The sequence below is a fragment of the Marinobacter zhejiangensis genome (assembly GCF_900114775.1).
In the GTDB taxonomy this organism is placed as follows: domain Bacteria; phylum Pseudomonadota; class Gammaproteobacteria; order Pseudomonadales; family Oleiphilaceae; genus Marinobacter; species Marinobacter zhejiangensis.
The window spans coordinates 801,121-816,814 of record NZ_FOUE01000002.1; the positions used below are offsets into that span (position 1 = coordinate 801,121).

General features: G+C 56.6%; 14 protein-coding genes and 1 tRNA gene. 14 read left to right on the forward strand and 1 reads right to left on the reverse strand.

The features are described 5' to 3' along the window. Window positions 1-5: 5 nt before the first annotated feature. From flgK to secF, 8 genes are all read left to right on the forward strand, one after another. On the forward strand, window positions 6-2,057 hold the full coding sequence (flgK, locus tag BMZ67_RS09075) for a flagellar hook-associated protein FlgK (RefSeq protein WP_092021786.1): 2,052 nt from the start codon (window positions 6-8) through the stop codon (window positions 2,055-2,057). Window positions 2,058-2,077: 20 nt separating this feature from the next. Further along, complete coding sequence (gene flgL, locus BMZ67_RS18715; RefSeq protein ID WP_245749918.1) at window positions 2,078-3,664, forward strand: flagellar hook-associated protein FlgL; 1,587 nt, start codon at window positions 2,078-2,080, stop codon at window positions 3,662-3,664. An 84-nt stretch (window positions 3,665-3,748) separates the two neighbouring features. Then, a tRNA-Leu gene (locus BMZ67_RS09090) sits at window positions 3,749-3,835 on the forward strand. A 130-nt stretch (window positions 3,836-3,965) separates the two neighbouring features. Beyond that, window positions 3,966-5,042 carry a tRNA preQ1(34) S-adenosylmethionine ribosyltransferase-isomerase QueA gene (queA, locus tag BMZ67_RS09095; RefSeq protein WP_092021787.1) on the forward strand — a complete coding sequence of 359 codons (1,077 nt, stop codon included), beginning with the start codon at window positions 3,966-3,968 and terminating at the stop codon, window positions 5,040-5,042. Between the two features lie 5 nt (window positions 5,043-5,047). Then, window positions 5,048-6,169, forward strand: coding sequence for a tRNA guanosine(34) transglycosylase Tgt (gene tgt / locus BMZ67_RS09100; RefSeq protein WP_092022137.1), 1,122 nt, complete (start codon window positions 5,048-5,050; stop codon window positions 6,167-6,169). A 49-nt stretch (window positions 6,170-6,218) separates the two neighbouring features. Then, on the forward strand, window positions 6,219-6,581 hold the full coding sequence (gene yajC, locus BMZ67_RS09105; protein WP_092021788.1) for a preprotein translocase subunit YajC: 363 nt from the start codon (window positions 6,219-6,221) through the stop codon (window positions 6,579-6,581). Window positions 6,582-6,664: 83 nt separating this feature from the next. After that, a complete protein-coding gene (gene secD / locus BMZ67_RS09110; protein WP_092021789.1) occupies window positions 6,665-8,539 on the forward strand; it encodes a protein translocase subunit SecD in 1,875 nt (624 codons plus the stop codon). Further along, complete coding sequence (gene secF / locus BMZ67_RS09115) at window positions 8,532-9,482, forward strand: protein translocase subunit SecF (RefSeq protein ID WP_092021790.1); 951 nt, start codon at window positions 8,532-8,534, stop codon at window positions 9,480-9,482. The genes secD and secF overlap by 8 nt, the downstream gene beginning before the upstream one ends. A gap of 99 nt (window positions 9,483-9,581) precedes the next feature. On the opposite strand, the gene BMZ67_RS09120 is transcribed toward secF, so the two are convergent. Continuing rightward, entirely contained in the window at window positions 9,582-10,379 is a 798-nt protein-coding gene (locus BMZ67_RS09120; protein ID WP_092021791.1) for an inositol monophosphatase family protein, read from the reverse strand. A 203-nt stretch (window positions 10,380-10,582) separates the two neighbouring features. Between BMZ67_RS09120 and trmJ the strand changes: the two genes are divergently transcribed. The 6 genes from trmJ to rlmN all read left to right on the forward strand — a co-directional run bounded on the left by trmJ (window position 10,583) and on the right by rlmN (window position 15,648). Continuing rightward, window positions 10,583-11,449, forward strand: coding sequence for a tRNA (cytosine(32)/uridine(32)-2'-O)-methyltransferase TrmJ (trmJ, locus tag BMZ67_RS09125; protein WP_092021793.1), 867 nt, complete (start codon window positions 10,583-10,585; stop codon window positions 11,447-11,449). Beyond that, window positions 11,442-12,227, forward strand: coding sequence for a serine O-acetyltransferase (gene cysE / locus BMZ67_RS09130; protein WP_092021795.1), 786 nt, complete (start codon window positions 11,442-11,444; stop codon window positions 12,225-12,227). Before trmJ ends, cysE begins: the two co-directional genes overlap by 8 nt. Before the next feature lie 79 nt (window positions 12,228-12,306). After that, entirely contained in the window at window positions 12,307-12,801 is a 495-nt protein-coding gene (iscR, locus tag BMZ67_RS09135) for a Fe-S cluster assembly transcriptional regulator IscR (protein WP_092021797.1), read from the forward strand. A 19-nt stretch (window positions 12,802-12,820) separates the two neighbouring features. After that, a complete protein-coding gene (locus BMZ67_RS09140) occupies window positions 12,821-13,969 on the forward strand; it encodes an IscS subfamily cysteine desulfurase (protein WP_092021799.1) in 1,149 nt (382 codons plus the stop codon). Window positions 13,970-14,039: 70 nt separating this feature from the next. Then, window positions 14,040-14,468 (forward strand): nucleoside-diphosphate kinase, encoded by a 429-nt coding sequence (gene ndk / locus BMZ67_RS09145; protein ID WP_092021801.1) that lies wholly within the window; start codon window positions 14,040-14,042, stop codon window positions 14,466-14,468. Window positions 14,469-14,535: 67 nt separating this feature from the next. Beyond that, window positions 14,536-15,648, forward strand: coding sequence for a dual-specificity RNA methyltransferase RlmN (rlmN, locus tag BMZ67_RS09150; protein WP_092021803.1), 1,113 nt, complete (start codon window positions 14,536-14,538; stop codon window positions 15,646-15,648). The last annotated feature ends 46 nt before the right edge of the window (window positions 15,649-15,694 follow it).

Sequence of the window (15,694 nt, forward strand, 5' to 3'; positions counted from 1 at the left end):
ACACTATGGCGGGTCTTATCAGCATCGGCCTGACCGGCGTGCTCGGCCATCAGGCTGCATTGAACACCACCGGTAACAACATTACGAACGCCAACACCGCGGGGTACAGCCGCCAGGAAGTGGTGTTTGAGACTCAGGACGGTCGCCGCACCGGTGCGGGCACGATCGGGACCGGGGTCAACATCTCGGATATACGCCGGGTGGCGAACGAATATCTCGTGGAGCAGGTGCGTTCGGATACCTCGCTTGCCTCGGAACAGCAGGCGCTGAACTCGGAGCTGAGCCGCCTGGATAACCTGCTGGGGGGCGAAAACACCGGGCTCAACGAGGCAATGAGCAATCTGTTCGCGGCCTTGCAGAGCGCCGCCGAAGACCCCGCGTCATTGCCCCAGCGTCAGTTGGTGCTGAGCGAAGCCCAGGCCGTGGTGGACCGCTTCCAGGCGCTGCAGGCCGAGTTTATCCAGCAGCGGGAGTCGGTAAAAAGCCAGATGCAGCAGGGAGTGAAGGATGCCAATACCCTGATCCGCACCATTGCTGACCTGAACCAGGCGATCTCCGAATCCCCCGGCCTGGCTCAGGGTCATGATCCGAATGAGCTGCTGGACAAACGGGATGAGGCCCTGCGTCAGCTGTCCGAGATTGTCTCGGTGCGGGTTGTGCCGGCGCAGGGTGGGCAAGTCAACGTGCTGCTGTCTAATGGACAGGCGCTGGTGGTTGGCAATGAAATTGCGCAGCTGGGTACGCGGAGCAGCTCAGAAGACCCGACACGCCTTGAATTCACCCTGACGACCGCGGGGCGCGAAGAGGTTGTCGATAACCAGATCACTGGGGGGCGTCTTGGCGGCCTGCGGCGTTTTGAGTCGGAGGCCCTGAATCCGGCGTTCGACGAGCTTGGACGTGTGGCGATTGCGCTGGCGGACAACCTCAATCATCAGCACGAAATCGGGATGGACCTGGAAGGTGAGCTGGGTGGCCTGATGTTCACGGACATCAATACCGACGCGGTGAAGCGAAGCCGGGTTACGGCCAACGCCAATAACTCTCAGCCCCAGGATGCAGTGATCGGGGTGGAGATCGGCGATTCCAGTGAGCTGCCTGCTGGCAGCTGGACGCTTCGGTTTACCGGCGACGGCCGTAATTACGACGTCATCGATCGCAGCTCCGGTCGGGTGGTGAATCAGGGGCGGCTGCCTGATCCGCTGCCAGCAGAGATCACCATGGATGGTTTTAATATCCAGATCGATAGTGGCACGTTCAGTGCCGGGGACAGCTTCCTGATCCAGCCCACTCACCGGGCGGCCGGAGATATCGGTCTGGTGGTGGACCGTGAGGAAGACCTGGCGTTCGCCAGCCCGGTGAGGGCTGAGTCGGACATCGGTAACGGTGGCGATGCGGCCATCAGCCAGGGTGAGATGTTGAATGTCCGCAACCCGCTGTCGAACAGCCTGTTGCCGGAATTTCAGGCCCGGGGGGAACTGAGCCCACCGATGGAAATCCGGTTCCGTGACGATGGTGGCACGCTGGTGTACGACATCCTGGATGCCAATGACCCGACCAACGTCCTGGTGGCGGGTGACGCTTCGGCGGTGCCACCCCAAAATGTCTATCAGCCGGGCATTGCCAACAAACTGTTCAGTGAAGATCCGACCGATCCCAACTACCGCGGGTTCCAGTTCGAGATCAGTGGCAATCCGCAGCCGGGGGACAGTTTCTACATCAACTACAACACCGATGGTGTGTCCGATAACCGCAATGCCGAGTTCATGGCGGCGCTGGAAACTGCCAACACCATGAACGGTGGTACACAGAATTTCACTGAGGGTTATGCCGGGCTGGTCGAGAATGTCGGCGTCCAGACCCGCCAGAGCCAGCTTGACCTGGATGCCAGTCAGACGCTCCTGGAGCAGTCTGTTGCCCAGCGAGAGTCGGTGTCCGGGGTGAACCTGGATGAAGAGGCCGGCCGCCTGATCCAGTACCAGGCGGCTTACAATGCTTCTGCACAGGTGATGAGTGTGGCCCAAAGCCTGTTCGACACGCTGTTGTCGACCTTCAGGTAAGGTGTTCGAGGAACTTCGTTATGATCAGGATTTCGACCCAGCAGATGTTTTCCAACGGGATTAGCCGGCTCCAGAGCCTTAACGCTAACCTGCAGAAAACCGAAGAGCAGATTTCCACGGGTAAGAAGGTCAACCGAGCTTCTGACGACCCGGTTGCGGCCGCACGGATTCTAAAGCTGGACCAGGAGGTGGCTCGTATTGAGCAATACCAGCGCAACGCCGGATTGGCGGAGAACCGCCTCAACCAGGAGGAGGGCGCACTGACCGGCATGGTGGATGTGGTTCAGCGGATACGTGAGCTGACGGTCCAGGCGGGGAATGCCACCCTGTCTGACAAGGACCGTGACTCGATTGCCTCTGAACTCAGGCAGCGGCTTGATCAGCTGGGCAACCTGGCGAATACCCGGGACGCTTCCGGTGAATACATCTTTAGTGGCTTTCAGGGGGACACCCCGGCCTTCGGCAAGAACATTTCCGGCCACTACGTGTATCAGGGCGATGAGGGCCAGCGCTTCCTTGAAATTGACGAGGGTGTAAGGCTGGCCATCAGCGACCACGGCAAGGGGATCTTTGTCGATATACCCAGTGCCCATACCACGTTCTTTGCTGAAGCCAGCGCCACCAATACCTCCGGTGCCCAGATCAGTACCGGCATGGTCCTGGATCAAGAGGCCTATGACGGTTTCGTTGATTCCCTGAGTGGCGATGACCTGATCGTGCGATTCCAGGACGATGGTTTGGGTGGGCTTAACTATGAAGTGGTGGCCAAAAGCGAGCCGGAGCCGAAAACCGTGCTTGCCACGGGGCCGTACAGCAGTGGCGACAGCATCGTGTTTGAAGGCATCCAGTTTGAAATCACTGGCGCTCAGCTGGGGGATACCTTCGACATTAAAACGTCAGGCAGACAGTCCATGTTTACCAGTATTGAAAAGCTGATCTATGGCCTGGAAAACCAGCCGCTGACGCCGGCTCAGGCGACCATAGACGGGACCACCGGCTTTGTCCCGAATACCGGTGACGTTATGTACATCAACGGTGTCGCCCTTGGGCCGTTCACCGCTGGCGACACCGTTGCTGATCTTGATGCGGCAATCAATGCCAACATCGAACTGAAAAATGCCGGGGTCAGCTCAGAGCTCAACGGGAACCAGCTGGTGATCACCGGGCAGGGCCAGGATTTGCGCATTTCTGGCGCCGATGAGAGTGTTACCCCAGCGGTGACCACTTGGACGGGCGACCTGACGGTGGGTGGTGGTAAGTTTGAAGACCTCAGCATCGTGGGGGGTGTTGGCGTGGCTGCGGTCAATGTTGGCAGTGGCCAGCAGGCTTACTATGACCTGATCGCCGATTCCCTGATCAATCTCGACAACATCCAGGACAGCATCCTCCTGACCCAGACCGAGCTTGGTGGGCGGATGAATGCCGTGGAGACAACGTCAGACTTCCTGGAGGATTCATCCTTGTACAGCAAGGATATTCGCTCTCAACTGCAGGATGTGGACTATGCCGAGGCCATCAGTACGCTGAGCTTCCAGAGCTTTGTCCTGCAGGCGGCCCAGCAGTCATTTGCACAGGTTTCCCAGTTGAGCCTGTTTGACCGTCTTTAAGGAATTGCGAATTAAAATGCGCGGACATCAACACAGGTTGTTGATTTCAGAGTTCGCGTGAGTATAATTCGCAGTCTCTCCGATGCCAGCGTGGTGAAATTGGTAGACACAGGGGATTCAAAATCCCCCGCCTTCACGGGCTTGGCGGTTCGAGTCCGCCCGCTGGTACCACTTATTCGTAGATCGTTATGCCGGGACGTGAGGTCGTGAGATGTGGCCAGAAAGTCACGCCGGGACCTGCAATGTCCGCCCCGGATCAGAATTCAGCCGCGTCCCGCGGAACCCTTGAATAGTCCTCCCCATGAATGTCTCCGATTTTCACTTTGATTTACCGGATGAACTGATCGCCCGCTACCCGCTTCCAGAGCGCAGCGCATCACGTCTGCTGACTCTTGATGGCCTCAGTGGTGCTATTGGTCATCGTGGTTTTACCGACCTTCCCACGTTCCTGCAGCCCGGCGACCTGCTTGTGTTCAACAACACACGAGTCATTCCTGCCCGGTTGTTTGGAAAAAAAGAAACCGGCGGCCAGGTAGAAATTCTGGTTGAGCGGGTGCTGGATGAGCATGAGCTCCTTGCCCATGTTCGAGCCTCAAAGGCGCCAAAGCCCGGGCAGGCCATTATTGTCGAAGACGGTACGGTGTTTCGGATGAAGGAGCGGCAGGACGCCCTGTTCCTCCTCCGGTGTGAAGCTGTTGAACCGGTTCTGGACGTGCTGGAGCGTACTGGTCATATGCCGCTGCCGCCCTACGTGGACCGCCCTGATGAGGAAGCTGATCGGGAGCGTTACCAGACGGTCTACGCGGAGCAGGCCGGGGCTGTTGCTGCGCCAACCGCGGGTCTGCATTTTGATAAGGCAATGATAGCCAGCTTGCAGGAGCAGGGCGTTAACACCGCATTTGTCACCCTTCACGTCGGTGCCGGCACCTTCCAGCCGGTCCGGGTGGAGCGGATCGAAGATCATGTCATGCACACCGAAATTGCCCAGGTTCCGGAGGAAACGGTCGAGGCCGTACGCCGGACAAGAGAGCAGGGCGGTCGGGTCATTGCGGTTGGTACCACGTCTGTTCGCTCTCTGGAGTCTGCCAGTCGCGGTGGCAAGCTGCGGTCATTTCAGGGTGAAACCGATATATTTATTCATCCCGGTTATCGCTTCCAGACCGTGGATGCCATGGTCACCAATTTTCACTTGCCGGAATCCACACTGATTATGCTGGTCAGTGCTTTTGCCGGTTATGAACACGTGATGTCGGCCTATCATGACGCTGTGCAGCAGCGCTATCGTTTCTTCAGTTATGGTGATGCGATGTTTATTACCGGGCAGGAGCCCAGTCTCGGAGCCTTGGCCGGCCCATCTCAAACGGGAGATCGCTCGTGAGCTTTATGTCTTTTGAAAAACTCGGGGAAGACGGCAAGGCGCGTCGTGGACGTTTGACCTTTCCCCGGGGTGTGGTTGAAACCCCAGCGTTTATGCCGGTGGGAACCTATGGCACCGTCAAGGGCATGTTACCCCGTGATATCGAGCAGATCGGTGCTCACATTATTCTGGGCAACACCTTTCACCTGATGCTGCGACCGGGCACTGAGGTTATCAAGGCCCATGGGGACCTGCATGATTTTACCCAGTGGCAGGGCCCGATTCTGACCGATTCCGGTGGTTTCCAGGTGTTCAGCCTGGGTGAGATGCGCAAGATCACCGAGCAGGGCGTAAAGTTTCGTTCGCCGGTTGATGGCTCCCCGGTGGAACTGAATCCTGAAATCGCGATGCAGGTACAGCGGGACCTGGGTTCCGATATTGTGATGATTTTTGATGAGTGCACGCCATACCCTGCGACCCACAAGCAGGCGGAAGCCTCCATGGAGTTGTCGCTGCGTTGGGCGGCGCGGAGCCGGGACGCTCATGGTGATAACCCTGCAGCGTTGTTCGGGATCATTCAGGGTGGCATGTATCCGGAGCTTCGTGACCGTTCCCTGGAAGGGCTGACGGCTATCGGCTTTGATGGCTATGCCATTGGCGGCCTCTCGGTGGGCGAGCCCAAAGAAGACATGATTCGTATCCTTGATCACCTGCCGCCGAAAATGCCGGAGGACAAGCCCCGTTATCTGATGGGCGTCGGCCGTCCGGAGGATATTGTGGAAGCGGTACGTCGGGGCGTCGATATGTTCGATTGTGTGATGCCGACACGGAATGCCCGTAATGGCTACCTCTTTACCTCGACCGGTATCGTGAAGATTCGCAATGCCCGTAATCGCCACGACACATCGCCGCTGGATGATCAATGCGACTGCTACACCTGCCAGAATTTTTCGAGAAGTTATCTGCATCATCTCGATAAGTGTGGAGAAATGCTGGGCTCGCAACTCAATACCATTCATAACCTTCGCTATTACCAGAATGTGATGAGCGGTTTGCGCGGGGCTATTGAAGCAGGTAAATTGTCCGACTTTGTTGAAGACTTCTACGCACGTCGGGGCGAGACGGTGCCGCCACTTGAAGAACAGTGATCGCGCCCACACCTTGAGTCCGACACCTTTTGAAAAACGGAGATTAGGAATGAAAGCAATGAAACTTCTGGCGGCCGCACTGGTTGCTGCACTTCCTGGCGTGGCAATGGCACAGGAAGCCGCACCCGGTCAGATGGGCGCCATCGGCCAGATTATCTTTTTTGCCGGCTTTATCCTGATCTTCTATCTGTTGATCTGGCGCCCCCAGTCCAAGCGTGCAAAAGAGCATAAGGCGCTGATGTCTGGCCTGAACAAAGGCGACGAAATCGTGACCTCCGGTGGTGTGGCAGGAAAAATCACCAAGGTAAGCGATGACTTCATCGTGGTAGAAATCGCTGACAATGTAGAGATCAAGGTCCAGAAAGTAGCGGTAGCGACTGCGCTGCCCAAGGGCACTCTGAAGGATATCTGATTGGCCGCGCTGAGCTTGCTCAGCGCTACCGGTAACCTTCAATACATTCGAAATTTTTCGATACTTTCGATACTAGGGACCCCATGCTCAACAAGTACCCGCTCTGGAAAAACCTGGTCATCCTGTTTGCATTGGTGATCGGGTTCATCTACGCGCTGCCAAATCTCTACCCAGATGATTTTGCAGTACAAATCACAGGTGCTCGTAGTAGTACCGAGGTCGATCAGCGTGTTCTGGATCGGGCAACGTCCGCATTGGAAAATGCGGGGATTGCGGTGAAGTCCAGTAGTCTGGACGACCGCAATGGCCTGATCCGTCTGAACAACAGTGACGACCAGTTGCGGGCGAGCCGGCTGGTTCAGGGCGCATTGAGCGACAGCTATCTGGTTGCCCTGAATATGGCGCCTTCCACCCCGGATTGGCTGCGTAGTGTTGGGGCGGGTCCCATGAAGCTGGGTCTTGACCTGCGTGGTGGTGTCCACTTCCTGCTGGAAGTGGACATGGAAACCGCGCTGGCGCAAAAGCTGGATGCCTTGTCCGGCCAGATCAAACGGGAACTGCGTGACGAGCGTATCCGCTATCGCGGTGGTGACGTCAGCGGCGACCGGGAAATCCTGCTTACGTTCCGGGATGAGGAGTCCCGCAGCGAAGCGTTTGACTTGATCAAACGTCAGTACATTCAATTCCTGCTGGATGAGCGCACGACTGACGACCAGCTGGAACTCGCGTTGACCCTGTCTGAGGCTGAGGTCAAGCAGATTCAGGAATATGCCCTGGAGCAGAACCTGACCACCATCCGTAACCGGGTGAACGAACTGGGTGTTGCCGAGCCGCTGGTTCAGCGTCAGGGTTCTGACCGTATCATCGTTGAACTGCCGGGTGTGCAGGATACTGCTCAAGCCAAGCGTGTTCTTGGTGCCACGGCCAACCTTGAGTTCCGCCTTGAGGCCCGTCCAGACGCGGCCACGGGGACCACCGAAACGTATACTTTCCGTGATGACCCGAACCGCTCAGCGCAGTTGGAGCGGGACATCATTGTGACCGGTAACAATGTGTCGAATGCCCAGCAGGCGTTTGACGAAAACGGTCGTCCTCAGGTCAATATCACCATGGACGCCGTTGGCGGTGACCTGATGAACCGGGCTACCCGCAATGCCATCAAGCGTCGGATGGCCGTAGTGTTTATTGAGTATAAGACCAAAACCGAAGAGCGCATGGTCGATGGTGTGAGTCAGACTGTGGAGCGCCGCGTTGAAGAGCGGGGCGTTATCAGTCTGGCGACCATCCAGTCAGCACTGGGTGCCAGCTTCCGGATTACCGGTCTGGACTCTATTCCAGAGGCCTCTGAGCTTGCGCTGTTGCTGCGGGCCGGCTCGCTGGCGGCGCCGATGTATTTTGTGCAGGAACGTACGATTGGTCCCAGCCTGGGTCAGCAGAATATCGATGCGGGCCTGAACTCAATCATCCTCGGCTTTGCCCTGGTTCTGGTCTACATGCTGGTCTACTACCGTGGCTTTGGCCTGATCGCCAACGTGGCGCTGACCTTGAACCTGATGTTGCTGATCGCTTGTATGTCGATTCTGTCAGCGACACTGACGCTGCCGGGTATTGCGGGTATCGTACTGACGGTTGGTATGGCGGTGGATGCCAACGTGCTGATTTTTGAGCGGATACGTGAAGAGCTTAAATCCGGGGTGCCGCCACAGTCGGCCATCAATGCCGGTTATTCCCGTGCGTTCGTGTCGATCTTCGATGCCAACATCACGACCTTGCTGGTGGCGGTTATCCTGTTTGCAATGGGCTCCGGGCCGGTTAAAGGCTTCGCAGTTACCCTGTGCCTCGGTATCGTGACCTCCATGTTCACGGGACTTATGGTTAGCCGGGGCATTGTGAATCTGGTGTATGGCGGCCGTAAGGTCGAGAAACTGTCGATCGGAGGGAAGCTCGCCAATGTCTGATTCCACCAATAAACCGTTTGATTTCATGGGGCTGCGGAAGGCTGCTTCCGTACTTTCTATCGCCCTCGTGATTGCTTCCATTGTGATGCTGGCAACCCGTGGTCTGAACTTGGGTCTGGATTTCACCGGCGGAACATCGGTGGAGCTGGAGTACCAGGAAGCGCCGTCACTGGATAATGTCAGGAACACCCTGGCTGACGCTGGGTATGAGCAGTTTGTCGTACAGAACTTTGGCTCCGACAACCTCGTTCTGGTTCGTATGGCTCAGGCTGATGATGACAAGCTGGCAGAGAACGTCACCCAGGCTCTGAAAGCCAACGGCGATCAGCTTGAGCTGGTGAGTTCCGAGTATGTTGGCTCCCAGGTGGGTGATGAGCTTAAGGAAGACAGTGGCCTCGGGTTGCTGATCGCCCTGGCGGTCGTGCTGATCTACGTTGGGATGCGCTTCCAGTTCAAATTCGGTATTGCGTCAGTGGTACCGTTGGCACACGACGTCATCATTATCCTGGGCGTGTTTGCCCTGTTCCAGTGGACCTTCGACCTGAGTGTGCTGGCGGCATTGCTGGCGGTTATCGGTTACTCGCTGAACGATACCATCGTTGTTGCCGACCGGATCCGGGAGAACTTCCGGAAGATGAGGGTGGGGGATGCCGAAGAGATTATCAACGAGTCCATTCACCAGACCATCGCTCGGACCATCAATACCTCCGGTACAACCTTGGTGGTGTTGCTGGCGCTGTATTTCCTGGGTGGCGAGGCGATCAACAATTTCGCCCTGGCACTGATTATCGGTGTGGTTGTTGGTACCTATTCTTCCATCTACGTTTCGGCCAACCTGTTGGTCGGTCTCGGTGTTACCCGAGAGGATATGGTGTTGCCGCCGAAAGAAGGTAATGGTGGCGAGGAAGAAGAGCAGCCACCCGAGTGGTTGAATCGGATGTGAGGCTTTGCCTTAAACAAAAAAGCCGCGATCTGTGTCGCGGCTTTTTTTATGCTCCTCAGAATGTGCCCCCGCCGGATGGGTGGGGGCGTCGGAGCTGGATTATCCCGGCAGGCGGCCGCGGAACGGCTGCAGTGACTTCAGGACTTCTTTGAACAGTTTCGGGTTGGCAACCACAAGTTGCCGGTCAGTATTGGCAGACGGGTTGCCGGCGAAATCACCTGCCAGCGCACCGGACTCCAATGCCAGAACCAGGCCAATGGCGAGATCTTCAGCCTGTGGCCGAACGATAACGGCGGCATCAAGGCGTCCGGCAGCCACTCGAGCAAGATCCAGTGAGGTGCAGCCGCTAGTGCGCAGGTTGCCACACTGTTGTGCAAGGTTTGCGGCAAGTTCGCCCCAGATCAGAGGATCCTGCTTCTTGGCTTGCGCCAGAGCATTGGTCACCAGGTCTGCGTTCGCAAGCTGACGGGCGTTGCTCGCCCGAACCCGACGACTGTTGAGGGTGGCACCCTGGCCTCGGCTGGCGGTATATTCCTCGCCGCTGACCGGGTTAACCAGCAGCAGGTTCTCGGTGCGGTTCGCCTTTTTCTGCACCAGCGCCAAGGCAAAATCCGGAACGTTACGCAGGAAATTTTCGCGGCCAAGGATTGGGAAAATGTGCCAGGACTTGTCTGCGCCACCCGCATCGGCCTCACCGATAGGGGCAATGGCGTGATCTTTGTAGGCCTTCTCCAGTTGCTCGGAAAAATTGTCGTAAATGGACTGAGCAACGCGATCGAGCTGCCCGCTGCGCTCGGCAGCATCATTCTCGGCAGGATCCTGTCGTTCGAAGTGCGCTTTAAGATAGTCGGAACCCTGGCGCGCAATACGCAGGGCCATTTTAATTGCTGGTTGCATCAGACTGTCTATTACCTGGCTGTATGGAAGGTCGCGTATGATACCAAAACCCTTATATTCCTTGTACGTTTTTTGACTCAGCAATGTCACGGATAGGTTGCGACCATTTGTGATGGCTTTTCGGCTTATGCGAACAGGCGGTCAGGGCTCGTGATCTGGTATCATTCCCGCAAATTCCGCTAACCACGAGAGAATCTGTCATCATGCTAAAGCCAGCACTACCGGGTGAAGCCTCACAGTCCAATTACGACCAGATCCGTATCGTCCTGGTGGAAACGACGCACTCCGGTAACATTGGTGCTGTTGCTCGTGCTATGAAAAACATGGGGTTGGCTAATCTTTGGCTCGTGAACCCATCGTCGTTCCCGGATGAGGCTTCCTATGCACGTTCCTCCGGCGCCAGTGATGTGCTCGATAACGCTCGGGTGGTGAATACTCTGGATGAAGCTCTCAGTGATTGTGTGCTCGTTATGGGAACCAGTGCCCGGGGGCGAAAGGTTCCCTGGCCGGTTATTCCCCCTCATCAGGCCGTGGAAACAGCGGCTGAGCATGCAGCCAAGGGGACGGTTGCGTTGGTGTTCGGTCGTGAAAGCAATGGCTTGAGCAATGAAGAGCTCCAGCGTTGCCACTACCATATCCATATTCCGTCAAATCCCGATTACAGTTCGCTCAACCTGGCGATGGCGGTTCAGGTGGTGTGCTATGAGCTGCGGATGCACTATCTGCGGGGGCTTGAAGAAAAGGAAAGCCGCCCATACCTAGGAGCCATGACCTCGCCTTTGGATGAAGGTTGGGATGTGCCCCTGGGAACGGTCGAAGAAGTTGAAGGCTTTTTCGGCCATCTGGAGGACACCCTCGAAGCCATTGCGTTCCACCGTCGGGAAAATCCCCGTCAGCTGATGACCCGGCTGCGGCGGCTGTTTCAGCGCGCCCAGATGGATCAGATGGAGCTGAATATCCTTCGAGGTGTTTTGTCGGCTGTCCAGAAATCGGCGAAAACAGGGGCCGCCGAGCAGGAGAGCCGCTCCGGCGAGGAAACTCAGCACAGTCAGGATCAGAACCATGTTTGATCGGTTGAAAGAAGATATCCGCAGTGTATTTCATCGTGATCCGGCCGCACGCAACACCTTTGAGGTGCTGACGAACTACCCCGGCCTTCACGCATTGCTGTTGCACCGTCTGGCCCACTGGCTGTGGAATCTGGGGTTGAAGTGGCTTGCCCGTACGATTTCCACCATCTCCCGCTGGCTGACGGGTATTGAGATCCACCCCGGTGCCACCATCGGTCGCCGTTTCTTTATCGATCATGGGATGGGGGTGGTGATTGGTGAAACCACCGTTATTGGCGATGATGTCACGCTTTATCAGGGGGTAACCCTTGGTGGTACCAGCTGGAACAAGGGAAAGCGCCACCCAACCCTCGGCAACGGTGTTGTTGTCGGTGCGGGCGCCAAAATTCTTGGGCCGTTTGAGGTGGGTGATGGCGCCAAGGTGGGTTCAAACTCAGTAGTCACCAAGGCCGTTCCGGAAGGTGCAACGGTCGTTGGGATTCCCGGGCGGGTGATCGTCAAGAGTGTGAGTGAAGACGATGCCCGTCGCCGTGAGATGGAAGAGCGCATGGGCTTTGATGCCTACGGAGTGACCGATGAGATGCCTGACCCGGTAGCCAGGGCAGTGCGAAGCCTGCTTGATCATATGCACGCCGTTGACGAGCGGATCGAAAACATGTGCAAAGCCTTGCACAAGCTTGATAGTGAATACCGAAATGGTGAGCTCCCCCCGCTGGACGACAAAGACTTTGATTGCGTGCGGGACGACGTTGGCGACAGCGAGAGCGGGCGGGCGTGAATACTTGACTGAATTAGTAGGTCAATTCATACTCAAAAACCGTGAATTTTCCACACTCCGATAGTCAGGGCTTGTCTCTATGCGACTGACCACAAAAGGCCGGTATGCGGTAACTGCCATGCTTGATCTGGCGCTTCATGGCAGTGACGGTCCCGTGAGTCTCGCTGATATCTCTGTTCGCCAGGAAATATCACTGTCTTATCTGGAGCAGCTCTTCTCCCGCCTGCGCCGGCACCAGTTGGTTGCCAGTGTGCGAGGGCCGGGGGGAGGGTATCGTCTGAGCCGTGGCGCGGAAGAGATTTTCATTTCTGAGGTCGTGGATGCAGTGAACGAGTCCCTCGATACCACGCGTTGTGGGAACAAGGGGGATTGCCAGAAAGGGGAGAAATGCCTGACCCATCATCTCTGGTCTGACCTCAGCCAGCAGATTCATCATTTCCTGAGTGGAATCAGTCTTGCTGACCTGGTTGCCAAACGCGAAATTCAGGCGGTTGCGGCAAGGCAGGACAAGCAGCAGGAACTTGAATCGGAAACCATTAATACCGAGCGTCTCTCAGAACAAGCGCCGGCCTGACCATTCGCAATTCAATGCTATGAAAAAACCAGTGTATATGGATTATGCGGCAACGACGCCCGTAGACGGTGCCGTTGCTGAAGAAATGTCTCGTCACCTGACTCTGGATGGCGTGTTCGGTAACCCCGCTTCTCGCTCCCATGTCTATGGCTGGCAAGCTGAAGCGGCGGTAGAGAACGGGCGCCGTCAGGTGGCAGAGCTGATTGGTGCTGATCCGCGGGAGATCGTGTGGACTTCGGGAGCAACCGAGGCGGACAACCTGGCCATTCTGGGCGCAGTCCACGGCCACGACAACCCCCATGTGATCACGTCCAAAATCGAGCATAAGGCGGTGCTTGATACCTGTAAGTGGCTGGAGCAGGAGGGGGCCGAGGTCACCTGGCTCGATCCAGACGCCGAAGGCAAGGTTTCAGTGGAACAGGTCGCAGCTGCATTGAAGGACAATACCGTCCTGGTCAGCCTGATGCTGGTCAACAATGAGCTCGGAACCATCACCGATGTGGCGCCTATCGGTGCGTTACTGCGTGAGCGGGGGGTGCTGTTTCATGTGGATGCTGCCCAAGCGGCCGGCAAGATTCCGGTGAATGTGGCGAGCCTTCGGGTGGACCTGATGTCGCTTTCAGGCCATAAGGTATATGGCCCCAAAGGGATTGGTGCGCTTTACGTTCGCCGCTCGCCCGAGGTCCGGATCTCGCCGCAGATGCACGGCGGTGGTCATGAGCGTGGAATGCGCTCGGGTACGCTTCCTACCCACCAGATTGTAGGTATGGGGAAGGCGTTTGAAATCGCTGGAGAGCAGCTCCAAGAAGAGGTCGCACGCCTCAGCGGATTGCGTCAACAATTCATCTCAGCCGTTATGAAGGCTGAAGGTGTCAGCCTGAATGGGAGCCCGGATGCCTGCGCCCCAGGTATTATGAATCTGTCATTTGACGGTGTTGAAGCGGAATCGCTGATGCTCGGCTTGAGGGATCTTGCGGTTTCCTCGGGTTCAGCGTGTGCGTCGGCTACGCTGGAGCCGTCCTATGTGCTGCGTGGTATCGGCCTCAGTGATGAACAGGCCCATCGCGCCCTCAGGTTTTCGATGGGTCGCTTCACCACGGAAGAAGAAGTCGAGTTTGCGGCCTCCCAGGTGGTGGACGTCGTGACCCGTCTTCGTTCAGTCCGGTAGGCAGTGGGCCCCGGACTGCGTATAATCCAACCCGGAATTTCCACCCTGAATATTAAACTGGAGACAAACCATGTCTATCGAGCGCACGCTCTCTATCGTTAAGCCTGATGCGGTTGCCAAGAACGTTATCGGTGAAATCTACAGCCGTTTCGAGAAGGCCGGCCTGAGCATTGTTGCTGCCAAAATGAAGCACCTGACCCAGGAAGAAGCCGAAGGCTTTTACGCTGAGCACAAAGAGCGCCCGTTCTTTGCTGACCTGGTTGCTTTCATGACTTCTGGTCCTGTTGTTGTTCAGGTTCTGGAAGGCGAAGGCGCCATCCTGAAGAACCGTGACCTGATGGGCGCAACCAACCCGAAAGAAGCCGCTGCTGGCACTATCCGTGCTGACTTCGCGGATTCCATCGACGCCAACGCGGTTCACGGCTCCGACTCTGCTGCTTCCGCTGAGCGTGAAGTTGCGTATTTCTTCAACGACAATGAAATCTGCCCACGCGGTTGATTTCTGTTGTGCAGGGGCGATGGCGTTGCCATTCGCCCTCTGTTGGTTATCTGATTGAGGTTATCCCATGACATCACCCACTGAAAAAACCAACCTTCTCGGGTTGCCGAAGGCAAAGCTCGAAGCCTTCTTTGAATCCCTGGGTGAAAAGCGTTTCCGTGCAACCCAGTTATTGCAATGGATGCATCAGCGTGGGGTCGATGACTTCGATCAAATGACCAACGTCAGTATGGCGCTGCGGGAAAAGCTGAAAGAAGTGGCTGAAATCCGCGGCCCTGAAGTGATCTTTGATGAGACCTCGAAAGACGGCACCCGCAAGTGGGTGATGCGCATGGACAACGGGAACAGCGTCGAAACTGTGCTCATCCCTGATGGTGAACGCGGGACCTTGTGTGTGTCCTCGCAGATTGGTTGCAGTCTGGATTGCACCTTCTGCTCCACGGGCAAACGTGGGTTTAACCGTAACCTGACCGCTGCGGAGATCATTGGTCAGGTGTGGGTAGCCCGTAAGGCATTCATGCCGTTCGAGCCTGGCGCTGACCGCCCCATCACCAATGTCGTGATGATGGGAATGGGGGAGCCGCTGCTCAACTTCGATAACGTGGTCGATGCCATGAACCTGATGATGGAAGACCTGGCTTATGGTCTGTCCAAGCGTCGGGTGACCCTGAGCACCTCTGGCGTGGTTCCGGCACTTGACCAGTTGGGTGAGGTTACCGATGTTTCACTGGCCATTTCATTGCATGCGCCCAATGATGAACTTCGTAACCAGTTGGTACCGTTAAATAAAAAGTACCCGATAGCGGAGTTGCTGGCGGCGACCAAGCGCTATCTGTCCAGGCTGCCAGACAAGCGTAAGGCAACCATTGAATACACGGTTATCGAAGGCGTCAATGACCAGCCCGAACATGCTCGGGAACTGAGTAAGTTGTTGAAAGGCTTGCCTTGCAAAATTAACCTGATACCTTTCAATCCATTCCCGGAAAGTGATTTCCGGCGGCCGAAGCTGACTGCGACCCGCAGGTTTCAGACCATTCTGAATGAGGCGGGTTATGTAACAACCATCCGGACGACCCGGGGTGATGACATTGATGCCGCATGTGGTCAGCTGGTTGGTCGTGTCGAGGATCGCACTCGACGCAGTCAGCGATACATTCAGGTGCAGCAGATATCGCCCTAGGGTGAGTCAGCGCGGCCCACATTCACGCGTTATAAGGATTTTCATT